24 protein-coding genes are annotated in these 23,340 nt (G+C 30.9%); all 24 read right to left on the bottom strand.

Translation table 11 applies throughout. From position 1 onward, the window contains the following. Positions 1–189: 189 nt before the first annotated feature. Positions 190–819 carry a DUF3575 domain-containing protein gene (locus BM371_RS00300; protein WP_051882649.1) on the bottom strand — a complete coding sequence of 210 codons (630 nt, stop codon included), beginning with the start codon at positions 817–819 and terminating at the stop codon, positions 190–192. Positions 820–848: 29 nt separating this feature from the next. Further along, positions 849–1,415, bottom strand: a complete 567-nt coding sequence (locus BM371_RS00295) for a sugar transferase (RefSeq protein WP_316931466.1) — start codon at positions 1,413–1,415, stop codon at positions 849–851. A 214-nt stretch (positions 1,416–1,629) separates the two neighbouring features. After that, entirely contained in the window at positions 1,630–2,763 is a 1,134-nt protein-coding gene (locus tag BM371_RS00290) for an aminotransferase class I/II-fold pyridoxal phosphate-dependent enzyme (protein ID WP_074958518.1), read from the bottom strand. 5 nt (positions 2,764–2,768) lie between these two features. Then, complete coding sequence (locus BM371_RS00285; protein ID WP_165571769.1) at positions 2,769–3,812, bottom strand: GNAT family N-acetyltransferase; 1,044 nt, start codon at positions 3,810–3,812, stop codon at positions 2,769–2,771. A gap of 32 nt (positions 3,813–3,844) precedes the next feature. Then, entirely contained in the window at positions 3,845–4,906 is a 1,062-nt protein-coding gene (locus tag BM371_RS00280) for a hypothetical protein (protein ID WP_034674524.1), read from the bottom strand. Continuing rightward, complete coding sequence (locus BM371_RS00275; protein ID WP_034674523.1) at positions 4,896–5,462, bottom strand: GNAT family N-acetyltransferase; 567 nt, start codon at positions 5,460–5,462, stop codon at positions 4,896–4,898. Before BM371_RS00275 ends, BM371_RS00280 begins: the two co-directional genes overlap by 11 nt. A gap of 2 nt (positions 5,463–5,464) precedes the next feature. Then, positions 5,465–6,106 (bottom strand): sugar transferase, encoded by a 642-nt coding sequence (locus tag BM371_RS00270; RefSeq protein WP_081874561.1) that lies wholly within the window; start codon positions 6,104–6,106, stop codon positions 5,465–5,467. A 4-nt stretch (positions 6,107–6,110) separates the two neighbouring features. Next, positions 6,111–7,304, bottom strand: a complete 1,194-nt coding sequence (locus BM371_RS00265) for a glycosyltransferase family 4 protein (protein ID WP_034674520.1) — start codon at positions 7,302–7,304, stop codon at positions 6,111–6,113. Positions 7,305–7,307: 3 nt separating this feature from the next. Then, a complete protein-coding gene (gene wecB, locus BM371_RS00260; RefSeq protein WP_034674518.1) occupies positions 7,308–8,447 on the bottom strand; it encodes a non-hydrolyzing UDP-N-acetylglucosamine 2-epimerase in 1,140 nt (379 codons plus the stop codon). A 49-nt stretch (positions 8,448–8,496) separates the two neighbouring features. Then, complete coding sequence (locus BM371_RS00255) at positions 8,497–9,615, bottom strand: polysaccharide biosynthesis C-terminal domain-containing protein (RefSeq protein ID WP_034674516.1); 1,119 nt, start codon at positions 9,613–9,615, stop codon at positions 8,497–8,499. Positions 9,616–9,632: 17 nt separating this feature from the next. Beyond that, the gene (locus BM371_RS00250; RefSeq protein WP_034674514.1) at positions 9,633–10,046 is read right to left on the bottom strand and encodes a WxcM-like domain-containing protein; all 414 of its coding nucleotides are present in this window, start codon (positions 10,044–10,046) and stop codon (positions 9,633–9,635) included. A 32-nt stretch (positions 10,047–10,078) separates the two neighbouring features. Beyond that, positions 10,079–11,113, bottom strand: coding sequence for a polysaccharide biosynthesis protein (locus tag BM371_RS00245; protein WP_034674513.1), 1,035 nt, complete (start codon positions 11,111–11,113; stop codon positions 10,079–10,081). A gap of 1 nt (position 11,114) precedes the next feature. After that, entirely contained in the window at positions 11,115–12,245 is a 1,131-nt protein-coding gene (locus tag BM371_RS00240; protein ID WP_034674511.1) for a glycosyltransferase family 4 protein, read from the bottom strand. Positions 12,246–12,280: 35 nt separating this feature from the next. After that, positions 12,281–13,303: a glycosyltransferase gene (locus tag BM371_RS00235; RefSeq protein ID WP_051882644.1), complete on the bottom strand. Its 1,023-nt coding sequence runs from the start codon at positions 13,301–13,303 to the stop codon at positions 12,281–12,283. Positions 13,304–13,384: 81 nt separating this feature from the next. Then, a complete protein-coding gene (locus BM371_RS00230) occupies positions 13,385–14,257 on the bottom strand; it encodes an alpha-1,2-fucosyltransferase (protein ID WP_034674510.1) in 873 nt (290 codons plus the stop codon). Positions 14,258–14,341: 84 nt separating this feature from the next. Then, complete coding sequence (locus tag BM371_RS00225) at positions 14,342–15,211, bottom strand: glycosyltransferase (RefSeq protein WP_034674508.1); 870 nt, start codon at positions 15,209–15,211, stop codon at positions 14,342–14,344. Continuing rightward, positions 15,208–16,299 carry an EpsG family protein gene (locus BM371_RS00220; protein ID WP_034674507.1) on the bottom strand — a complete coding sequence of 364 codons (1,092 nt, stop codon included), beginning with the start codon at positions 16,297–16,299 and terminating at the stop codon, positions 15,208–15,210. Before BM371_RS00220 ends, BM371_RS00225 begins: the two co-directional genes overlap by 4 nt. 38 nt (positions 16,300–16,337) lie before the next feature. Then, entirely contained in the window at positions 16,338–16,952 is a 615-nt protein-coding gene (locus BM371_RS20860) for a CatB-related O-acetyltransferase (protein WP_051882642.1), read from the bottom strand. A gap of 10 nt (positions 16,953–16,962) precedes the next feature. Further along, the gene (locus BM371_RS00210) at positions 16,963–18,375 is read right to left on the bottom strand and encodes a lipopolysaccharide biosynthesis protein (protein WP_051882640.1); all 1,413 of its coding nucleotides are present in this window, start codon (positions 18,373–18,375) and stop codon (positions 16,963–16,965) included. Between the two features lie 113 nt (positions 18,376–18,488). Next, positions 18,489–19,559, bottom strand: a complete 1,071-nt coding sequence (gene gmd / locus BM371_RS00205) for a GDP-mannose 4,6-dehydratase (protein ID WP_034674505.1) — start codon at positions 19,557–19,559, stop codon at positions 18,489–18,491. Positions 19,560–19,618: 59 nt separating this feature from the next. Then, entirely contained in the window at positions 19,619–20,572 is a 954-nt protein-coding gene (locus BM371_RS00200) for a GDP-L-fucose synthase family protein (protein ID WP_034677139.1), read from the bottom strand. Positions 20,573–20,590: 18 nt separating this feature from the next. After that, complete coding sequence (locus BM371_RS00195) at positions 20,591–21,583, bottom strand: mannose-1-phosphate guanylyltransferase (protein WP_034674503.1); 993 nt, start codon at positions 21,581–21,583, stop codon at positions 20,591–20,593. Next, positions 21,580–21,924 (bottom strand): phosphomannose isomerase type II C-terminal cupin domain, encoded by a 345-nt coding sequence (locus BM371_RS00190; protein ID WP_034674501.1) that lies wholly within the window; start codon positions 21,922–21,924, stop codon positions 21,580–21,582. Before BM371_RS00190 ends, BM371_RS00195 begins: the two co-directional genes overlap by 4 nt. A 52-nt stretch (positions 21,925–21,976) precedes the next feature. Further along, positions 21,977–23,275, bottom strand: a complete 1,299-nt coding sequence (locus BM371_RS00185) for a nucleotide sugar dehydrogenase (protein ID WP_034674498.1) — start codon at positions 23,273–23,275, stop codon at positions 21,977–21,979. Positions 23,276–23,340 lie beyond the last annotated feature (65 nt).

Genomic DNA, 23,340 nt, shown 5'->3' with positions numbered 1-23,340 from the left:
ATTCTATTTTAAACCCTGCAAATATATCTATATTTTATAAATTGGAAGCAGCAATATGATCAATATAACAGTTTTCGAACAATTTTTCATTTATCATTATAGCTAGTTTGTAATCTTTATTGATATTTTTATAAAAAATATAATAATAACAAAAAAAATGTTACATATAAGATTTTTTAGGTAAAGATTTTAATTAAGCTTATACGTTACCATAATTCCACCTCTTGTAGGAATGATCTCCCCACTTTTATTCCAGTCTTTTGCATCATCATATCTTGCTCCGGTATCTTTATAATAGCCTTTGTAAAAAGACTGTACAGTGCCTATCCCTGCATAAATATCTATTCCGAGTTTTTCACTAATTGTAAAATGATATCCGCCGCTTATTCCTATAATCAGACCGAAACCTTTTTGGTAACGTTCTGTTACACGTGCACTTCCGTCGGGTAAAATCTGCGGGTTACCTTCAGAATCATAAACTGGTGATGCTCTTAGGTAATTCCATTTTTGAATATTAAATGCCGTGAGAGAGCCATAAGCTCCAACATACCATTTTTTCATTACTTGATCAAAATAGTAGCGTCCTTCCAAAGTTCCCATATAGAACTGCATATTTTTTCCGTAAAGTGATTTCCATGGAGAGATAAAAGCTTCCGCCTGTATAGAAAATTTATCATTTAACGATTTTTCTATTGCGACATTCGCCATTGTTAGGGGTAAAAATGCGGCATTAAGTTTCAGTTCGGTCTGTCCATATATTTTACACACAGAAAAAAGTGCAGCAGTACTTATTATTTTAATTGAAAATTTTCTTATCATAGACTTCATTGTAAATTCAACTTCATTTATTATTTTAATATAGAAAAGGTTTTGAATAGTATATATACATCATTTTTAAAAGAAAGATGGTGACAATAATCCAGATTCATTTTCACTTTTTCTGGAAAAAGAACCTCGTCATTGTATTGTAACGGATTTTGCTGTTTATTAAGGATTTCTTCCTCATTTCGATACTTAATTCCCGCTTCACTGGTTAAGCCCGGTTTCAAATTAAGAACTAAACGATCTTCCCCTTTAAGCTGATCATAATACCCCGGAATATCAGGACGCGGACCGACCAAAGACATATCACCTTTAAGAATATTTAATATCTGTGGTAATTCATCCACTTTTGATTTCCGCATCCATTTTCCAACTAAAGATATAGTATGCTTTTTTGAGTGGTATGTTCTAAATTTATAGATGATAAAAATTTTCCCGAACCTGCCTATCCGTTGTTGCTTGAAGACACCCGGAAATCCTGTATCCAAAGACGCAACGATAAAAAGAATTAAAAAAATGGGGAACAAAATAATAAAGGCTAAAAAACTCAGCCCATAATCCATCATTGCTTTCCACCAAGGATATTTTTTCACTTAAAATAAATTGGTCTGTAAAGATAGGGAAAGATGTTGATTTATAAAGAAACTTGAAAGTTTAACAACCATAACTGAAAAGAGAATTATTAAAAAGAAATATTCCACTCAAAATCAATACCTTATTATAAGTTTTAATTTTGTACAAATAAAAAGCTTCTTACTTTTGGCTGAAGTAAGAAGCTTTTTTAATATTAATTTTAATTAAAATAGCCTAAGAAAAAAAGTCTTTGATTCTTTTTTCAATTCGTTCTCTATCATTATCAGAAAGATTGGATCCTGAAGGTAAACATAAACCATTATCAAATAATTCTTCTGCCACTTTTTTACCATAGTAAGGAGCATCTGCAAAAACCGGCTGTAAGTGCATCGGTTTCCATAAAGGTCTTGATTCTATATTGTCCTCCAATAGAGCCAACCGTAAACCCTCTCTGGTTTTTCCCGTTACTTTTTCATCAACTACGATCGCAGACAGCCAATGATTGGAAAAATATTCTTCTGAAGGTTCAGAAAAAACCTCAACACCATCAATATTTTTGAAAAGCTCAACATAAAAATCATGCATTTTTCTGCGTGCTTCAACCCTGTCTTTTAATACTTCCATTTGTCCACGTCCGATTCCGGCAACAATATTACTCATACGGTAATTGTAGCCGATGTGCGAATGCTGATAATGTGGTGCATTATCTCTTGCCTGCGTCGAAAGAAAAACGGCTTTATCTTTATCCTCCTGATTATGACAAACCAAAGCTCCCCCACCGGAGGTTGTGATAATTTTATTACCATTAAAAGACAAAATGCCAAAACGCCCGAATGTTCCGCAAGTTTTGCCGTTATACGTTGATCCTAAAGCTTCTGCAGCATCTTCAATGACAGGAATATCATATTTATCTGCAATTTCTAAAATTTCAGTCATTTTTGCAGGCATCCCGTAAAGATGAACGACGATAATTGCCTTCGGTTTCTTTCCTTTAGAAGCTCTGTCTTCAATCGCCTCCTTTAAAGCAACCGGACACATATTCCAGGTATCTTTTTCTGAGTCTATGAAAACGGGAGTTGCACCGCAATACGCGATTGGGTTGGCCGAGGCAGAAAATGTCATCGACTGGCAAATCACCTCATCACCGTGTTTTACATCACATTCAATTAAAGCTAAATGTAGTGCAGCCGTTCCGGCAGAAAGTGCCGCTACTTTTACATCTTCATTTAGAAAAGTCTCCAAATCCTTTTCAAAACCATCTACATTTGGTCCTAATGGAGCTACCCAATTGGCATCAAATGCTTCATTCACATATTTTTGTTCACCTCCGCCCATGTGTGGCGAGGAAAGCCATATTTTTGAGTTCATAATTTTTAATTTTGCTTATTATATAGTGGAAAGAATGATTCATCTGTAGAATCTATTTCTTCAAGCCCTATATTTTTTCTGTATTGTGAGGTTTGATTCAATAAGTCATTATAAATTGTTTGATTCAAAATTTTTCTTCCTGTATAAAAAGGCACTACATCATTAGGGAAAAAAGATTTTTTATATTTAAAAATACCATCTTCAAAGCCATATCCTCCACCTAAAACATAATATTTTTTATCATTATTTCTCGCCCAGTTTAATGCTTCCACCTTTAGAAAGTCATTCGGTCTTTTATCAAAATATAGGTCATTGGTTCCTCCGAGAAACGAATAAATTGCATCATCTGAAACTAAAAGAAGTTCCGAAGATATTGCTTTTTCCTCAAAGTAAATAGTACAAATAGCCGCATATTCTCTATTATTGTTTACAAACGATTTAAATTGTTCAAAACTATAGAAAAAATTTTGGTTTGCATTGGTTCTGATCATCGTCTGAATATAGATATCATGAAATTCACTTATAATATCATCTTCTATATCCTGATAAAACACTTTACTGGTAAGTAATTCTCGTTTTGCTCTATTTACATTTTTTCGGACTTTTTGGTCAAAAGATTTCCATTGAACTTCTTCTTCAAGAATCTCTCCTCGAATATTCAACATCGTAGGAACAATCTTGCCTGAATAAGAGGATTCATTTCCAAATAAATTAAAACGGATGAATTCAGTAACAACATTATTTTCTGTGTACCATTGATCGACAGCTTTCCAAAATATTTCTAAATCAGAAACATCTATATTTTTTGAATAAAAAGGACCACTATATCCGTAAGGGCTTTTAAAATCAAAATATCCTGTTTCTTTTCCATTAATAACTATTGGATTAAGATAACCGGGCATTGCTAATTTAGTTTCGTTTTTAGAAAACTTAAAACAAATTAGATTATTTATTCCTATATCAAAAGTCTCTATAAAGTCAAATTGTGCATAGGGATCGGTGATTTCAAAATCAATAATCATTTCTTTATATTCATTGATCTGATCCAACGATTTTATTTCAACTACTTCAAACGTCATAATTAATTTGAATAATAAGAATTAAGAATTGTACTCAGATATTCTATATCTTCTTCACTATATCTGAAATCACAATGCAGGAAAATAAATTTCTCTGAAAAATCTATGGCATCCTTTTCAACCTGGTTTGGCCATAATACTGCAGGGTAGATCGATTTTTCTATAAGATAGCTTTTAAAATCATCTCTTTCTTCCTTATTGTTCATCACCAATATGAATCCCAAAGGAGTCTCAGTAGTATCTGTTAATACATTCAACAGGTTAAATTTCTTAGATAATTTTGCTTGTAATATTTTATAGTTTTCTCTTTTTATACGATTTATTTTACTTAAAGGGATTGAATGAATGAGTTTTTCACCAAATTCGGGAAGTTCACCTTGTGTATGAAGATCTCCAAACATCGATTCGGAGTCAAGATATAATTTTCTAAAATCAGACTTCTCTACGTTTTCTCCTTTCATATAATCGGATTTCAAAAACATTCCCGATAGTTTCATGAAAAAACTTGCAGAAATAAAGTCCTTATTACCCGTATTTTTTTCCGGCAAAGCTAATCCTTTTGGAGACCAATAAATACCTCCTGTAGGAATAGGCATAGATTTTCTTAGTGAAGCAATACAAAAGTGTGCATCACTTGTCTTTACCCAGTCAGAAGTCAAGCTATGCGTATGGTCTTCAATAACATGAGCATTCTTTAAAGACAATTTCTTTGGAATCTGAACTCCAAAATAGTTTACAATAAAAATAACATTTTCCGTCTGATCTAATTCGTCAAATGCATCAACATTAAAATTTTCAACATACGGTCCATCTTTATACATTATAATGTTGATGGGAAGCTGCTTTTGATAGTTGATCACTTCATGGCAGAAATATTCAGGAATGTAAACATTCTTCCAACCCAAGTTTTTTATACCGTGCTCTAAAACTGCATATAATGCTGTTCTCCCTGAATAGTGCAAGCAATAATCATGTTTTATATAATCTTGAAGATATAATGCATCATGAGAGAGTGGAAATTGGTTGGTATAGAAAAAATCTGAACCAAATTCTCTACTTAACATTTTCCCAATATTTTGTTGTTTCAGCCAATTCAAAGTAATCATCTTTATGAATTCCCAATACTAACATATTCCAGAATTTATTTTTTCTGAAGCAGTAATTTTTTTTAATTCCTTCAATCGTCCAGCCACATTTTTTTGTGTAAACATTAATTGAAGGAGTATTGTATTCTATAATGGTTGTATCCAAACGCTCAAGTCCCAATTCTTCGAAAGCATATCTCATCACAGACATAATAGTATCAACCCCATATCCTTTTCCTCTGGTTTCTTTGTCGCCAAGCAACATTCCGTGGATTGCATTTCGGTCTTTCCAGTTGATATCTGTGATATTTGCCATACCGATTAATCCTAAATCTTCTGTTTCAATAGAAAATCTTTGTGAATTACTTGAAAGACTCTGGTTGCTAAACCATTTCATCTGATCTTGCATACTGGAAGGAAAATGCCATCCTCCAAGCACATAATTTATTTCAGGATCGTTAGACCACTTATGTAATAATTTTAAATCTTCAGCTTCAATAGCTCTTAATTTAACATATTTTCCTTGTATATTCATAATTATTCTTTTTTGCGAAAATGATATGATGGTAAATTTTTTGTTATCCCTAAATCGTCTACATCATCAACGGTCTGTCCGTGGATGATATCTTCTTTTTTAAAGACTTTAAGAAAAGTTTTTATTAAAATCTCAAGATCAAGACCTAATGAAATACTTTGTACATATTTTACATCCAACTCGAATCTCTGACTGAATTTTATAGCTTGTCTCCCATTTATTTGCGCCAATCCGGTAATTCCCGGTCTTACATTATGTCTTTTTCTATGATGATCTGTGTAAAAAGGCAGATATTCAGGAACTAAAGGTCTTGGACCAATTAAGCTCATATCTCCAATCAGAACATTAAAAAGCTGGGGAAGCTCATCCAATGAAGTCTGCCTTATAATTCTGCCAATGAATGTAAGTCTTTTTTCATCAGGTAATAAGTTCCCATCTGCGTCTTTTTCATTAGACATGGTTTTGAATTTAACAACTGTAAATATTTTTTCGTTTTTCCCAGGTCTTCGTTGGGTAAAAAACGGATTTCCTTTAATAGATACCGCCAAAATTATTGTTATAATAAGTATAATCGGAAACAGTACCACTAAAGCAGTTAATGAAATCAAGAAATCCAGCAGTCGTTTTAAAAAAAATTTATACATTTTTTTATTTAATAATTTTATCATAAGAAACTTGTACATCATAATTCTCTATAAGGTATTGATGTCCTTTCTTACCCATATTTTCTCGTTGGTTTTCGTCTTTTACAAGATCAATCAGATTATTAAAATCTTCTACATTTTTACTTTCACACCATAGCCCAAAGCCATTTTCTACCATGATTTTTCCTAAATCTGTATTTTTATCTGTAGCTGCAATAATAGGCATTCCCAATTGCATATAGTCTAAAATTCTGGAAGGAAAATTGGGAATCGTAAATCGATTATCCAAGAAAACCAAGCCCACATCACAGGATTGTAACAGATCCTGGTATTCTGCTTTCGGAAGATTAGAAATCAGTTTCGCATTTTTGGGGTGATAGTTTTTAAACCATTGATTTATTTTTTCATATTCTGTACCCGATCCTACAATAAAAAAGAAAATATCTTTACGCATTACATTAGCCGAAAGTACTTTGATTAAAAAATCTATTCCCTGTGGCTTCCCTAAATTGCCACCATACACGAAAGTTACTATATCAGGAGCAATATTATATTTTTCTCTTACTATATTTTTAGATTTTGAAACTGTTATTTCCTGATTTGTAAATATTGTATTAGGATTCTGTTCAATTTTGCTTTGATCCAAAAAAGAATTATGTTTAATTACAAAATCAGCGTTTGCAGGTGACATACAGCCAATTGTATCTGAAATATTATATAGTTCCTTTTCTAAATTTCTAAAATATTTATATAGTAATCCATTTTTCTTTAAAATGCCAATATCAACTGCATTTTGAGGGAAAATATCTTTTAAAAGCAGATAAGTTCTGGCATTATCTCGTTTTTTCACATATTTAATTACTTTCGTAAAAGTAATAGGCGGTGTAGAATATAACACAAGATCAAAACTAACATTATTGAAATATTTCTTTAATCCCTGTAAATACTGTTTCTGAATACTTAAAGTTCCAATACCTTTCTCTACAATATTAGTTTTCTGTATATTATATGTTTTAATTTTTAATATATTAATCCCATTTTGAATTGAAACAACACTGCTTTCTTTGTATCTTCTTTCTGTAGGTGTAATTACGAAAACATGATGCCCCTCATTTTTAAATTTTCTGAGGAGATCATTATAGATTGTTTTTTGCGAAACATCATCAATTCTTGCAAGCGTCAAAAACAGTATATTCATCTTTTAAATTTCTTCCGACCAAACAGTTCTTTTAATATAATCTGTATAAGAAATAATGATTCTTACCACTTTTTCTGAAACATTCGGCATCGAATAATCTGAAACCTGTCTAAAGTTTCTTTCAGTTCCCACTTTTTGCTGTAAAACTTGTGTCAAACCCTGCAAAATACGTTCAGGAGACAGACCAACCATCATTACGCTTGCTTCTTCCATCGCTTCTGGTCTTTCGTGAGCCTGACGAATATTTAGAGCTCTGAAATTTAAAATTGATGATTCTTCAGAAATTGTTCCTGAATCAGACAATACTGCATAAGCTCTCTTTTGCAAAGCATTATAATCATGAAAACCAAGCGGCTTTAAAAATTGAATTTCAGGACGCATCTCGATCTGCATTTTATCAATCATATTCTTTGTACGCGGATGAGTTGAAACAATAATCGGATATTGATATTTTTCTGCAATCGCGTTTAAAGAAGCCATTAACCCTCTGAAGTTCTTTTCTGAATTAATATTTTCTTCTCTATGGGACGATATTACAAAGAATTTACCTTCTTCTAAGTTTAATTTTTCTAAAACATTTGAAGACTCAATCTGAGGTAAATAGTGATTTAGAACCTCAAACATCGGAGAACCTGTCTTAATAATACGATCTGCAGGAAGCCCTTCTTTTAAAAGATATTCTCTTGCAATATCAGAATACGTTAAATTAATATCTGAAGTATGATCTACAATTTTACGGTTCGTTTCTTCAGGAACTCTTTGGTCAAAACATCTGTTTCCTGCTTCCATATGGAAAATTGGAATGTGTCTTTTCTTTGCCGGAATCGCACATAAACAAGAGTTTGTATCTCCTAAAACCAAAAATGCATGAGGCTTTAATTCTTCCAATAAAGGATCTATTTTAATTAAAATATTTCCTACTGTTTCTGTTGCAGTTTTTCCAGCCGCTTCAAGGAAATAATCAGGCTTACGAAGTCCCAGATCTTCAAAAAAGATCTGGTTTAGCTCGTAATCATAGTTTTGTCCTGTGTGAACAATGATATGTTCTACTGCTTCAGAAGCGTCTAAAGCGTCTAATACTCTTGATAATCTTATAATTTCCGGTCTTGTTCCTACGACCGTCATCACTTTTAGTTTTTTCATATGACTTTGGGCTGTTAGCTCTGCTTTCAGCTTAATTTAAATTAACAATTTATACTTCTAAAAAATAGGTATCTGCATTTTCCGGATTGAAGGCTTCATTGATCCAGAAAATAGTGTACAGATCTTCTTCACCTATATTTTTGATGTTGTGAGTATACCAAATTGGCATATCTACATACGCAGGCTCAGTTCCATCCAGATAAAAATCTAATACTTCATCCGTATCAATTTTTCTAAGCTGAATAAGAGCTTTCCCTTTGATAACGGCAAATCTTTCAATTTTTCTTGTATGATAATGATTTCCTCTGGTAATTCCCTGAACTGTAGTTGAAAATGAACATTGACCGCCAATTCCCAAACGAATTACTTCCACAAAAGCTCCGCGAGTATCTGTATGCTGTGTGAATTTTACCGGATAATGGTTTTTATAATCAATATAAGAACGATACGTATTGAATAAATTATGTTCAAAAGAATCGTTGATCACCGGAATTTCTCCACCATCAAAATATTTAGTTTTATAATCATTTAGTAATGCTAAAACCTCAGATACTTTTTTAGTGGCAGTCGGCTCTACAAAATATTCAGCTTTGCTGTTGTCTTCTTTTATTTCGTTGATGATAATTTCTACCAGCTCCTGAACGTAAATTAATTTAACCTCACCATCATTAGCAATATTTGGCGTTTCGCCATGCGTTAACTGGTGACAAAAAGTTGCAATAAATGAGTTGTAGAAAGGTTTTCCGAATGCTCCAAAAACATTAGGAATAATTAATCCAGTAATTTTTCCGCCATTTTCATTTGCCCAGTTTGCCAAAGCTTGTCTACCTTCTTTTTTTGATCTTCCGTAAAGATTATCTCTTTCTTCCTGTGTCGAAGATGAAATCATCACATGAGCTTTTGAGCCTGTTCTGCTTAAAGAATCAACTAATTTCTGAGCTAAACCTACATTGGTTTCATAGATGAACTGCTCACTTTCGTGACGGTTCATTGCTGCAAGATGTACAATAACATCACATTGTGCAACAAACTGATCTAATTTCTGTTCGTCTTCAAAATATTCTTTCTGAAAATCGATTCTTTGAAAATCTTCAGGAAACAGCCCTAAAGTATTGTATAAATGTCTTCCGACAAAACCATTCTGACCGGTAATTCCGATTTTTTTCATGTATTCTGTTTTATCTTTTATAGATTTTCATTAAAATAATCTAAATCAAATCTGTATTCATCATTAATTTCTCCCAATCCGTAATCTGCTAAGACCAGCAATTTGCTGTTTCCTATTTTAGATTGAATTGCAGTAATGCATCCTGCAGGAATATGCAGGTAAGTTAAGGTATCTTCTTTTAAAAGATATTTCTGCATTGTTAAATCTTTTGAAGGTTCTGTAAAATCATTAACTTCAATAACAGAAATTTCAAAACATCCTTTCATACAGGCAAACCATCTCTGCTCGATTTTATGACCTTGCCAACCGCGAATAAATTCTGTAGAGTGGTTTTCGATCGTATAAATTCGTTTTATTGCTGAGGCGTCAAAATCATTATTAAATGTAATAATTCCTCTTTGGTCATGATGTTTTTTACCTTCCAAAAGCATTACCTACAAATTTACTTTTTATTTGAATCTTTCTAATAAGGATATTGCATTACATTTTCACCAAAAACTTCTTTTCGGATCAAAGGTAAAGTAGAAATCAGTTTTTTCAGACCTTCAACACCTTGCTGCTCGGTATTGTGAGAATGGTAATCTTCGATATGTGCAACTTCTTCTTCACCTTCCGAAAAATATTGTGCATAGTTGAGATCTCTGTTATCCGCCGGAACTCGGTAAAAGTCTCCCATATCTTCTGCTTTTGCCATTTCTTCACGCGTACAAAGAGTTTCATATAATTTCTCTCCGTGACGGGTTCCGATTACTTTTACTGGAACTTCTTTACCTGTTAATTCAATAAGCGCTTTTGCTAAATCACCAATGCTTCCTGCCGGAGCTTTGTTTACAAATAAATCTCCAGGATTAGCATGTTCAAAAGCGAATAAAACCAAATCTACTGCATCTTCCAAAGACATGAAAAAACGTGACATATTCGGATCTGTAATCGTAATGGGTTCACCTTTCTGAATTTGATTTAAAAACAAAGGTATAACGGAGCCTCTTGAAGCCATTACATTACCGTAACGAGTAAGACAAACTACAGTATCCGAAAGGTTTCTTGCTTCTGCAACGGCTACTTTTTCCATCATTGCTTTGGAAATACCCATTGCATTGATCGGATATGCTGCTTTATCCGTGGATAAACAAATTACTTTTTGCACTTTATTAGCAGCTGCAGCACGAATTACATTCTGTGTTCCTTCCACATTGGTTTTTACCGCCTGCATTGGAAAAAATTCACAAGATGGCACTTGTTTAAGAGCTGCTGCATGAAAGATATAATCAACTCCTCTTGTAGCGGGCTCAACACTAGAAAAATCTCTCACATCACCGATATAATATTTAATTTTATCGTTTTTGTACAAATTTCTCATATCATCCTGCTTTTTCTCATCGCGGGAAAAAATACGGATCTCTTTGAAGTGATCAGTTTGCAAGAATCTGTTTAGAACTGCTGTTCCGAATGAACCAGTACCTCCAGTTATCAGAAGTGTTTTATTTTGGATTTTCATGTTAAGAATGTTTTGCTATTTCTGACAAAAACCGGAAAGTATGATCGGAACATTCTTTCCAAGTATATGAATTTGAATTATTAAATGAAATAAGGGACTTTTCATAACGTTGTTTTTCATCATCTAACATTTTTTTTATTGCTTGATAAATTGAATCTACATCCAGAGGATTGAAATAAAATCCCCCATCCTTCAATACTTCCGGCATAGGCCCCATGTTAGAAGAAGCTACGGGTAAGCCAGACGTCATGGCTTCAATTAAAATAATCGGTAGATTTTCGCATGAAGATGCAAAAACAAAAGCATCTGCATTTTTATATATGGATTCTAACTTTTCATACGGAATTAATCCTTTATAGTTAATACAATTATCAGTATCTAAACCCATTACTTTATTTAGTTTTAGCAAAGACTCTTCGGTAAAACCACCCACTAAATCTAACTGTACCGGATAGCCTTCTCTTCTTAATCTTATAACAGCTTGAGCTACATTCCACTGGTGCTTATAAACAGTAACAATGGAAACATATATTAATTTAAATGGGTCTGCTATAGAATAATTTTCAATCTTATTTTGTTTTTCCGGCATTTTTAAAAAATCTAGATTAATCCCATGGGGAATAATTTGAAATTTTTTTTCTAATTTGATTTTTTTTGCTATAAAATTTTTGGCGTAATGGGTTAAAAAAATAATCGCTTTTGATTTTTTGAATGTTAAAGATTGGGTATAATAAAGAACTTTAAACCTTAATCTTGTTTTCCAATTGGGAAACCTATTTTGCTCTTCCCTCTCAAAAGGTAACATATTCTGGCTCATAGATACAATATTTCTAAATGTACCCAAAAAAGTTCCTCCCGGCACAAATAAAACATCAACATTTCTTTTGTTTGCCAATTTTGATAAATAAAAAATTTGGAAAATAAAAGATAAGATAAATGTTTTGTTTAATAAAGAGTGAGTTTCTTTCTTAATCCATTCTTTATCTGGTAATTTTGACAATGTCTGATGATTAGACCATACAACAACTTCGTCGAACCCGACTAATTTTGGATTACCATGCTGTAAAATCTCCAATAGATGGGTAAGCCCACCTCCTGTGCGAATATTTGTTGCATCAATGCCTAAAACCATATTTTTTAATCTAAAATTAATAGATAGTTTTCATGTTAGTTCAGATAAGTATTTACCTGCTCTTCGGTAATTTTGGTAAAGTCCATCTTCGAAATATTTTCCCTCAAAGAATTATAAAAGTCTATATTATTCATATTCTGTATTGCTTTTAACAGACTATTTTCATCATTTAAATCAGCAATAATACCATTATAATTATCTATTACGATTTCGTCTGCACAACCAACTTTATTACTCACAATTACAGGCATGCCATTATTCAAAGCTTCTTCAACTACAAGCCCCCAAGGTTCAGATAGAGATGGCAAAATAAATACATCATAATTCTTATAATATTCATGGAGATCCGAATTATTAATTGCACCATGGAAATGAATGTTTTGAGATGCAATTGATTTCAAATAATCTTCTTCAGGTCCAAAACCAACAATATTTAAGATTAAATCCGTGGTTACCGGGAATATTTTTATAAGTTTCTCTAAGTTTTTTTCTTTTGATAACCTCCCAACATAAAGAAAATTAAATACTCTCGCTCTTTCTTCATATTTAGGTTGTTCATGTACATTAAATATTCCTACGCCTTTCGTTTTCTTTATTATACCTTTAAAACCTAAAGCCTTTAATAAATTAATTTGAGATTTTCCTGATGCATAAGCCTTGTTAATTCTGCTAAGAAATAATTTTTTAACGACAGATTTAGCACCTGTTATTTTGGACTCATAAATACTAGACTCAACAATAACCGAATTTTTTCTTTTTTTGCTTATGATACTTGAAAATAATAGCAGAGGCTCATCCCAACCACCAATAATCAGTTCTGAATAGCGATTGCTAATAAAAATTTTTGTTAAGAAATAAAATTTATAAAATAAAGATTTACCCTTTAAATTAGAAAAATCAAATTTTATCAAATTTTCTTTAAAGAAATCAGAGTTTCTGATTTCCGCATTATTACCTGTAAAGATTACAAGAATTTTCTCGGTCTCTGCTATTTTATTAAACAAATTAATTTTATAGAAAGCAGGCAAATTTGTTAAGATAATTTTTGAATAAATCACAATAATATAATTATATATATAATAATTGATAAAATAAATTTATAAAATGAGTTTTAAGTTTAAAAAAAATTAATCAGTAAATTATATTTTATCAACCAAGATTTTTTTTATTAATGTCTGTGCTTTTATATTTTTAGAAACATCATCAGTAATCAATTCATTATTTTGATTACTTAAAATTCTACCATAGTGTTTTCTAGAGAAAATACAGGGAACCTGACCTAGATAAGCCCCCCATCCTGAGAAAGTAGAATCTGATCCTAACAAAAACTTACATTTACTAATTGAAATAATATCTGCAAGTGCATTTCCACCAAAGAAAAATTTTGCATTTGGAATTTTAAGAATTTCTTCCAGTTCAGTTAAGCTTCCATCTGAAAATATTAAAATTTCATATTTATTATCAGTACATTCATTTATATAATTGATAGCATCTCTATACCAAGAAATAGGAATTCTTAAAGCTTCTGAATAATCTCCTAAACGAATATGAACTGCAATTGATTGAGAGAAGTCTTTATTTTCAATTACCTGAAGAACTTCTTTTTTTATAATATTATTAAAATAATCAGCAACATCAGAATAATCGTCTATAATATCTTGAAAATAATTGCCTAAGCCTTCTTCTATATAAATCGAACTGTTATCCTCTGTTTTTTCAATTTTGTTTTCATCGTAGAATTTTTTCTTCGTCAGCAAAAGAGCTGCTTTTCTTAATCCTGATAAGTTTCTATAATTATTGAACAGACCAATATAATGTCTTTTGTCTTTCTGGCCTCTTATATATGTTCCTAAACTTATATTTAACCATGTAGGCTCTATAAACTTTAGATTATATTTTTTTGATTTTACAGCCGCACGAGCTGCAATAAACATACAGTTTGCCAAACCATTTCCTCCAACACGAAAGAAAGAAAAAGTTTTTACAGCTGGTAATTTAGGATATATAAACATGTTTAATTTATTCTGAAATTTTTGTCAATTTTTATATAATATTTTATAAAAATTTATTTTTGATTTTATACTAAAGCATACTGCTTAATAATTAATTTTCTTTAATGAGTCTATGTAGGCATCTGCCTTTTCTACTCTTTGTTTATTTCCATTTAAAGTAAAAAGTAATTTGTAAAAATAGAGTTCCCAAATTCTTTTGTTGATATATCCTCTTAGATTGAGGTTATACTTGGTAAAATATTTTTTAATAGAATCGCTTCCTATATCAAGCATCTTTGGGTGGAAGGCATCCTTATGCCCCATTAAATGTAGGTAAGATTTAGATTTATCATAAATAATCTTTTTGTTAATCTTATTAATTCTCTGTGCAACATCTGCTTCTTCGTAAAATAAAAAAAAGTTTGGGTCGTACATTCCAATTTTAACAAAATCTTCTTTTCTAAAAAACACAAATGCTCCTGAAAGATAGTATTTGTATTGATTGAATTTTTCCTTTCGATTATTTAGTTTTATATAATAACTCGTTAAAACAGGTACAAAAAATTCCGGCATTTTAAAAAAGGAATAATCTGAAACATTATTAATTTGTTTATATCCCAAAGACGAAATATCCTTATCACTGAAATGCTGCAAAGTTTTTTTAAAAAGCGGTTCTGTCAGCCTGATATCGGGATTCATAATTGCAATAATTTCACCTTTTGCTTTGCGAACACCTACATTATTACCTTCACCGTATCCTAGATTTTTATTTTTAATAAAAATAACAGAATCACCATAATTTGTAGATAAAAAATCGCGCATTGCTTCTCCTTCTTTAGGATCATCACTATTGTCTACAACAATAATTTCTATTTCATCTTCATTTAAATCATTATTCTGATTTACAGACTCAATACAATCTTTTATAAGGTCTAATGAGTTATATGTGACTATTATTGTACTTATTTTAATCATAAAGTATTGTATATAAATTTGTTTGAAAGTAAAATCTGATGAATTACATCATTTATTTCACTACTGCCTAAAATTGCAGGTAGCAGATAAAGACTATAAATTAAATTCGATAAAAAAACTACAATAAAAATAAAGTGCAAAAATACCTTTTTATTTTTATTAGTTTTTTGATGCGATAATGAATAATAGAAAAATAATATTTGCATAATTATACCCGGTATTATTATTCTGTGCCCTACTATTTGTATATAAAGGGAGATCGGGAAAAATAAAAAATTCGTCAATATAAAAACAAGCAAAAAATTATATTTTTTATCAAGTTTCAATAAAGGATTATTTTTTATATTAATCAAATGCAGCTTGTAGATAAGATAAAAATATAATAAAAATGGTAAAAAGACAATTAAACCTCCTAAAATTGAAGAACGCCCTTCCTGACTTGAATAAACTCCAAACCTTGATGTTAAAACTGTAATTAGCGGGTTAAATAATACTAAAAAGGTAAATAAAACAGAAAATATAAAATAGTATTTAATTTTTTTTAATTGGGATGGAAAAAAAAGAAAGAGAAAAACTAACATCAACAGAATAATACCCGAATGAAATAATGCGCTTATCAACACTAATAATATGCCTATTTTTTTATTCTCAACATACAGGTAATATGCACCTACGATAAAAATGAAAAAACCTAAAAAAAATCTTAATTGTGTTGTATAAAAAAGGAAAATATAAAACAGATATATTATCATTATCAGAACGATATTCTTATTACTAAACTTAGAAACGAATAAAAGTAATAAGAGAGATGTTGCAACTGCATACAGCAATTGAAAATCAATCATTTTTATATTATTATTAAAAGCTAGATTATTTAAGAATTTATATCCTATTTCAATCTGATCAGGAATATTGCCTGACTCTAACCAAAACTTATAGCTTTCGTAATCGGGGGTGTAAGTAACAAAACCAATCAGTATTACTAATAAAAAAAATGCGATGATAAAATTCAAAAATCTCATCTCCTTTCTTATATCTAAGAAAATAGAAATAAAATAAACGATAATTAAAAATAAAATAAAAAGCATTAAAAATTATAGTAAATTATGTATATCTAATTGAAAAATCACTTATGATTTTTTTTGAAATTATCAATGTTACCAGTCACTAAATCGATATTAACATCTGATTTATAATCTAAATTTTTTAATAAATATTCTATATCTGAATCATTAAATCTTTTTTTAATAAGCTTAGCCGGATTACCTCCAATAACACTGTAAGGAGGAAAACTCTTAGTTACGACTGCTCCTGCAGCTATTATAGAGCCTTTTCCGATAGTAAGTCCGGAAAGAATAATTACGTCAGTACCTATCCAGACATCATCCTCTATTGTTGTCTTTCCTTTAGTTAGAGCTTCATTTTCATTTCTATTAAAAAATAAAAACGGATAAGTAGATACATTATCTACTTTATGATTACCGCCCAATATAAACTTAACTCCTGAAGCAATAGAGCAATAATTTCCTATTTCCAAAAATTCATCGTCTTGATTCCATGTTAATATATTGAGCAAACCATAAGTACCCTTCCCAACCATTACTTTTTTGAAAGAAAATATACTATTTACAGCTGTAAAATTATGCTTGTTTTTTATTGCCCATTGCCTGCGAAGGTAAAGAAATTTCACTTTTGATAATATCAATTTGAAAAAATCAAAGAGTACGTATATAAAAATCATAACTTTTTTCTTACTTATTTAATATTTGACGAAACTGATTTTTCCCCATCGCATAAATAATAATAATGCATAGAAAAACACACAACACCATTCTAGCAATTTCATGAATATAAAATTGATTACTTAAATAAGAAATAAAATATACCATGAAACATAATAATCCCATCAAAAAAACATAACCAAATAATTCGGTCATACCTGATCTCATTAATTTTAAGCTAGAAAAAGAACTAATGATAAATTGTAAAAAGAATTGCAATAATATTCCATAAGCAATGTATACTAATCCCAACTTATAAGTAAAAAATAAAATCATAAGACCAATAAGTTTTGTTGTAATTTCTATGATAAGAAATAAATTCATTTTCCCTTTAATTTGTATGATATTCATATTCATAATTATCATAGGATAAAAAGCACAACTTAACAATAGAATTTTAAAAACTGAAACAATACCTATCCAATGAGATCCCAATATTAATAATATGACATCTTCTGAAAATATAAATAAAATCGTAATAATTGGAAATCCAAAAAGACAATAAAATTTTATATTTTTTATTGAATTAGCATACAAAATTTTATTATCATTTTGAAATTCTGTTAAATAAGGAAACAATACTCTTTGAATAATTCCTGTAAAAACTGATGTCGGAAATATTGTTAGTTGATTAGCTTTAGTAAAATATCCTAATGTTGCCGGTTTGTAAAATTTACCTAATATTACTGAAGTTATATTTATATATATTGATTGAATTATAGATGAAAAAAAAACTTTAATCCCAAAACCAAATAAGCTATTAAATGATTCTACAGAAAAATTAAATTTTGGAAACCAATTTGAAACAATAATTAAAAACAAATTAGTAAAAAATGACAAAGAAACTGTTTGAATAATTAAAGCCCAGACTCCATAACCATGATATGCTAAAAAGACACCTATTATACCTGATAATAATATAGAAATAAGAGATATTTTAGCTTGAATTTTAAAGTTTAAATTTATCATATAATTTACCCTAAAAACAGATCCTAGAGAATTAAATAATAGAGACAAACCCATCACTGTTATAAAGATATTCAAATCTTTATTATAAAATTCACTAATATAAGATGATGATAAAAGTAAAATACAGTATGATAATATTCCTAAGAATAAAGTGAAAATAAATACAGTAGAATAATCATTCTCTGTTCTATCTTTTTTTTGTAAAAGTGCTGTTGTAAAACCTCCATCTACGAAAGTTTGTGCAACTCCCATAATTACAGCAATCATTCCTAATAGACCATAATCAGAAGGGTTAAGAAGACGAGCTAAAATAATTTCTAATATAAACTGAATTGCGATAATACCTACTTTTTCTATACTACTCCAAAATAATCCAATTAATAATCTGCTATTTTTTATTTTTTGTATTAACATATGAGAAGTATTTGTAAAAAGTATTATTGATAGCCAAACTATTCAATTCTTGCGAATATTATATTATTTAAAATTTTATTAAATGTCATTTTTATAAACCTAAACTCTATATTCTAAACTTTAAGATCACTTTCTACCATCTCTTTTACAAGAGCCTGAAGATCATACTGCGGTTTCCAACCTAACTGTGTTTTAGATTTTGTAGGATCACCAATCAAAAGATCTACTTCTGTAGGTCTATAATATTCAGGATCTACAGAAACTACTGTTTTACCAATTTCCAATTGATAAAGAGGATTATTACATGCAATTACTTTAGCAATTTCATTTTCATTTTCTCCTTCAAAAGATAATTCTACCCCAATTTCATTAAATGCCATACGTACAAAATCTCTTACTGAAGTTGTAACACCTGTAGCAATTACAAAATCTTCAGGTTTATCTTGCTGAAGAATTCTCCACATTGCGTCAACATAATCTTTAGCGTGTCCCCAGTCACGAAGAGCATTTAGATTTCCTAAATAGAGACATTCTTGTTTTCCCTTTGCGATTGCAGCGGTTGCCATTGTAATTTTACGGGTCACAAATGTTTCACCTCTTCTTGGAGATTCATGATTAAATAAAATACCATTACATGCAAACATACCATAAGCCTCACGATAATTCTTGGTAATCCAAAAACCATAAATTTTTGCAGCGCCATAAGGTGAACGTGGATAGAACGGAGAGTTTTCATCATAAAAACCAGCAGCATTTTTATTTTCAGGCAACCCACCATATAATTCAGATGTTGAAGCCTGATAAATCCTTGTTTTCTTTTCTAAACCAAGAATACGAACAGCTTCAAGAATTCTCAAAGTTCCTATTCCGTCAACATTCGCGACATATTCCGGAGAGTCGAACGATACTTTTACGTGAGACATAGCTCCTAGATTGTAAATCTCATCCGGCTGAGTTTCCTGAATGATTCTTATAATATTCATAGAATCTGTTAAATCACCATAATGTAAAGTAAAATTCACATTCTGCTCATGCTGATCCTGATATAAATGATCTATTCTCTGTGTATTGAATGAAGAAGCTCTTCTTTTAATACCATGAACTCTATATCCTTTTTCTAATAAAAGCTCTGCTAAATATGAACCGTCTTGTCCGGTAACTCCTGTAATTAATGCTGTTTTCATCTTCGTGATGTATGCTTTTTATAATTGATGTTGATGAGTGATGTTTAATGCTAAATTTATCAAGACATTTTTACCTGCTTAAAGCTGTTGATATTTTCTAAGAACCAATGATATGTTTTTGTAATTCCATCTTCAAGTTCTACTTTATGTTTCCAACCTAATTCATGCATTTTTGATACATCCATTAATTTTCTTGGGGTACCATCAGGTTTTTCTGAATCCCAAAGAATCTCTCCGGTATGTCCTGTAACTTTTTGAATTAATTCGGCTAAATCTTTAATCGTTAAATCAACTCCGGTTCCTACATTATATAAATGTTCCGGAAGTTTATTTTCTAAAGCAAAAATTACAGAAGCAGCCATGTCATCTACAAAAAGAAATTCTCTCATAGGCGTTCCTGATCCCCATAATGTTACAGGTGCATTATCATTTTCCTTTGCTTCATGAAATTTTCTTATCATTGCAGGCAAAACATGAGATGTATTTAAGTCAAAATTATCATGTGTACCATACAGATTGGTAGGCATTAAAGAAACATAATCTTTATCAAATTGTTTTCTGATTGATTCAACCGCTTTTATTCCTGTAATTTTAGCTACAGCATACCATTCGTTTGTCGGTTCCAAAGAATCTGTTAGAAGATAATCTTCTTTCAATGGTTGTGGTGCTAATTTGGGATAAATGCATGATGAACCAAGAAAAATAAACTTTTTAACATCATTTTTCAATGAAGCATCAATCAGATTATTCTGAATCTGCATATTTTCCATCAAAAACTGATATGGAAATGTATTGTTGGCTAAAATACCCCCGACTTTTGCTGCTGCATCAATCACTACATCCGGTTTTTTAGTTGCAAAAAATTCAGCTACCGCCTTTTGGTCTTTAAGGTCTAATTCACTACTGGTTAAACCAATTAAATTGGTATATCCCTGCTGCGATAACTGTCTCCAGATTGCAGATCCTACCATACCACGGTGTCCTGCAATATATATTTTAGATTCTTTTGAAATCATTTTTTTTCGATTTAATTATCTTAAAGTAGATTTATATTTTTCAAGTTGATTATACACTTTTTTTACATCCTGCGATTTTTCTTTGTGAAGAATCAACAATGCATCTGGTGTATGAACCAAAATAGAATCTTTAAGCCCTACAAAAGCTGTAAAAATTTCTGTTCCGATGACCATATTCCCATTTTCATCAACGGGATGACCTGTAGAACGTAAATAATCATATAAAGATTCGAACGATCCCAAATCATTCCATCTGAAATGCGCAGGAACAACCTTTATTTTTTTTGATCTTTCCATCACTGCATAATCAATACTGATAGAAGGAATCTGAAGTGAAGCCTCTATATTTAAACATTGGTCTTCTGACGTTTGCCAAGCTTCATTACATTTATCAAATAGTTCAGACTGATAGTTTTTTAATTCATCTAAAAAAACTCCTGCCTTAAAACAGAACATCCCGGAATTCCAAAGAAACGTTCCTCTTTCTAAAAACTCCTGAGCCGTCTCAGTATTTGGCTTTTCTCTGAATGAAAGCACATCTTTTCCTTCGTATTCTATATAACCATATCCTGTTTCCGGTTTTGAAGGAACTACTCCAAAAGTTACCAAAAAATCCTTTTTTGCTAATTCGACAGCTTCTTTTATAGCCTTTTCATAAGCATCTTGGTTCTGAATCAGATGATCAGATGGTGTGATAATCAAAATATCATTTGGATCAACTGCTAAAGCCGCGAAAGCAATGGCTGCAGCTGTATTTCTGGCTGCTGTTTCTGTAATAAAGGTTTGTGACAAAGCAATACCACTTAGAAGTTCTTTACTCCATTCAATATGATCTGTATTTCCGACAACCATAATTTGATCAACAACTTTCTGATTACGTTCTGCTGTTAATTCAAATAATGCTTTACCAGAAAACAATTTAAGGAATTGTTTTGGGTGTTGTTTACGTGAAAGCGGCCAAAGCCTACTTCCTACACCTCCCGATAATATGACGTTATATATTTTCATTCTCTATTGTAATCATCTTCAACCCTTACAATATCATCTTCACCAAAATAAGTTCCATATTGAACTTCTATAAAAATGACAGGTTCATTTGTTTTATTTTCGATACGATGATGTGCACCTAAAGGAATTTGTGCCACATTTCCTACCGAATAATCTTTAATTTCATTATTAATTGTAATAGTGCCTATACCTGAAACTATTGTCCACACTTCTGCACGACGATGATGATACTGGAGAGAAAGCCTTCCTCCAGGATTAACCAAGATTCTTTTTACTTTATGTGTTTCTGCATCCTCCAACACCCAATACTCTCCCCAAGGTCTTACATCGTGTTCTAACATTTTCACTTAAAATATTATTAATATTACACTAAATTCTTTAAAAATCCTTTTTTTAAAGTCTCTTATTTATTTTATCTTTCGAAAAAACACCCTTCACATCATAAATCACACTGTTTTCCTTGAGATAGCGGTTGAGATCCATATCAAGAAATTCCTGGTGTGCAACTGTTAAAACGATCACATCAAATTTTTGAAGTTCATCGGTAAGCTCAGAATAACAACTGATGTTGTATTCTTCTTTTACTTCATTTATATTTGCCCAAGGATCATAAGTAATAACCTGAGCACCATAATCCTGAAGATTTGTGATAACATCAATAGCTTTTGAATTTCTAATATCCGGACAATTTTCTTTGAAAGTAATCCCTAAATTTAAAATTCTGGAATCTTTAATTTTAATCTCCTTCTGAATCATTAATTTTATTACTTGTGAAGCAACAAATGAACCCATTGAGTCATTTAGTCTTCTTGCTGCTAAAATTAATTCTGAGTAATAACCAATGTCCTGCGCTTTTTGAGCTAGATAAAAAGGATCCACGCCAATACAGTGACCGCCAACTAATCCAGGCTTAAACTTCAAAAAATTCCATTTTGTTCCGGCTGCTTCCAGTACATCATGGGTATCAATATCCATGAGAGAAAAAATCTTAGCAAGCTCATTCATAAAAGCAATATTGATGTCTCTTTGAGAATTTTCAATCACTTTTGAAGCTTCTGCCACTTTAATTGTCGGAGCCAGATGTGTTCCTGCAGATATAACAGATTTATAAAGATTATCTACAATTTTACCTATTTCCGGTGTAGAACCCGAAGTTACTTTTAATATTTTATCAACCGTATGTTCTTTATCTCCAGGATTAATTCTTTCAGGAGAATATCCTACAAAAAAATCCTGATTGAATTTTAAACCAGAAATTTTTTCTAGAACAGGAACACATTCTTCTTCTGTGACACCCGGATAAACTGTAGATTCGTAAATAACAATATCATTCTTTTTGAGAGCTTTAGCAACAGTTTCACTAGACCTGTACAGAGGGGTCAGATCCGGATGATTATGCTTGTCTACAGGTGTGGGAACTGTAATAATATAAATATTTGCCCCTTGTATATTTTCAATTTTGTCAGAACAAAATAATCCGGCTAAATTATTATCAAATGGATTCTCTTTCAACAAAACAGACTGTAGTATGTCGTTATCAACTTCTAAAGTAGTGTCTTTTCCGTTCTGCAATTCATCTACTCTCTTCTGATTTATATCAAAACCCACTACCGGATATTGGGTTGCAAAAAGCCTTGCTAAAGGCAAACCTACATATCCTAAACCTACTATTGCAATTTTTATTTGTTCCATACTAAAATTACCTTGAAATACTAATTGAGTTTCTATTTTTTTAGATTAAATTTATTATCAATTAA

Origin of the sequence: Chryseobacterium formosense, assembly GCF_900116415.1 — a bacterium.
Lineage (GTDB): Bacteria > Bacteroidota > Bacteroidia > Flavobacteriales > Weeksellaceae > Chryseobacterium > Chryseobacterium formosense.
This window is presented reverse-complemented; position numbering and strand designations above follow the sequence as displayed.

Excerpts from the sequence above, each read along its gene's own strand:
- BM371_RS00300 (WP_051882649.1), bottom strand. The coding sequence starts at position 819 with ATGATAAGAAAATTTTCAATTAAAATAATAAGTACTGCTGCACTTTTT.
- BM371_RS00290 (WP_074958518.1), bottom strand. The coding sequence starts at position 2,763 with ATGAACTCAAAAATATGGCTTTCCTCGCCACACATGGGCGGAGGTGAA.
- BM371_RS00280 (WP_034674524.1), bottom strand. The coding sequence starts at position 4,906 with ATGTTAAGTAGAGAATTTGGTTCAGATTTTTTCTATACCAACCAATTT.
- BM371_RS00275 (WP_034674523.1), bottom strand. The coding sequence starts at position 5,462 with ATGAATATACAAGGAAAATATGTTAAATTAAGAGCTATTGAAGCTGAA.
- BM371_RS00270 (WP_081874561.1), bottom strand. The coding sequence starts at position 6,106 with ATGTATAAATTTTTTTTAAAACGACTGCTGGATTTCTTGATTTCATTA.
- BM371_RS00265 (WP_034674520.1), bottom strand. The coding sequence starts at position 7,304 with ATGAATATACTGTTTTTGACGCTTGCAAGAATTGATGATGTTTCGCAA.
- wecB (WP_034674518.1), bottom strand. The coding sequence starts at position 8,447 with ATGAAAAAACTAAAAGTGATGACGGTCGTAGGAACAAGACCGGAAATT.
- BM371_RS00255 (WP_034674516.1), bottom strand. The coding sequence starts at position 9,615 with ATGAAAAAAATCGGAATTACCGGTCAGAATGGTTTTGTCGGAAGACAT.
- BM371_RS00250 (WP_034674514.1), bottom strand. The coding sequence starts at position 10,046 with ATGCTTTTGGAAGGTAAAAAACATCATGACCAAAGAGGAATTATTACA.
- BM371_RS00245 (WP_034674513.1), bottom strand. The coding sequence starts at position 11,113 with ATGAAAATCCAAAATAAAACACTTCTGATAACTGGAGGTACTGGTTCA.
- BM371_RS00240 (WP_034674511.1), bottom strand. The coding sequence starts at position 12,245 with ATGGTTTTAGGCATTGATGCAACAAATATTCGCACAGGAGGTGGGCTT.
- BM371_RS00230 (WP_034674510.1), bottom strand. The coding sequence starts at position 14,257 with ATGTTTATATATCCTAAATTACCAGCTGTAAAAACTTTTTCTTTCTTT.
- BM371_RS00225 (WP_034674508.1), bottom strand. The coding sequence starts at position 15,211 with ATGATTAAAATAAGTACAATAATAGTCACATATAACTCATTAGACCTT.
- BM371_RS00220 (WP_034674507.1), bottom strand. The coding sequence starts at position 16,299 with ATGCTTTTTATTTTATTTTTAATTATCGTTTATTTTATTTCTATTTTC.
- BM371_RS20860 (WP_051882642.1), bottom strand. The coding sequence starts at position 16,952 with ATGATTTTTATATACGTACTCTTTGATTTTTTCAAATTGATATTATCA.
- BM371_RS00210 (WP_051882640.1), bottom strand. The coding sequence starts at position 18,375 with ATGTTAATACAAAAAATAAAAAATAGCAGATTATTAATTGGATTATTT.
- gmd (WP_034674505.1), bottom strand. The coding sequence starts at position 19,559 with ATGAAAACAGCATTAATTACAGGAGTTACCGGACAAGACGGTTCATAT.
- BM371_RS00195 (WP_034674503.1), bottom strand. The coding sequence starts at position 21,583 with ATGAAAATATATAACGTCATATTATCGGGAGGTGTAGGAAGTAGGCTT.
- BM371_RS00190 (WP_034674501.1), bottom strand. The coding sequence starts at position 21,924 with ATGTTAGAACACGATGTAAGACCTTGGGGAGAGTATTGGGTGTTGGAG.
- BM371_RS00185 (WP_034674498.1), bottom strand. The coding sequence starts at position 23,275 with ATGGAACAAATAAAAATTGCAATAGTAGGTTTAGGATATGTAGGTTTG.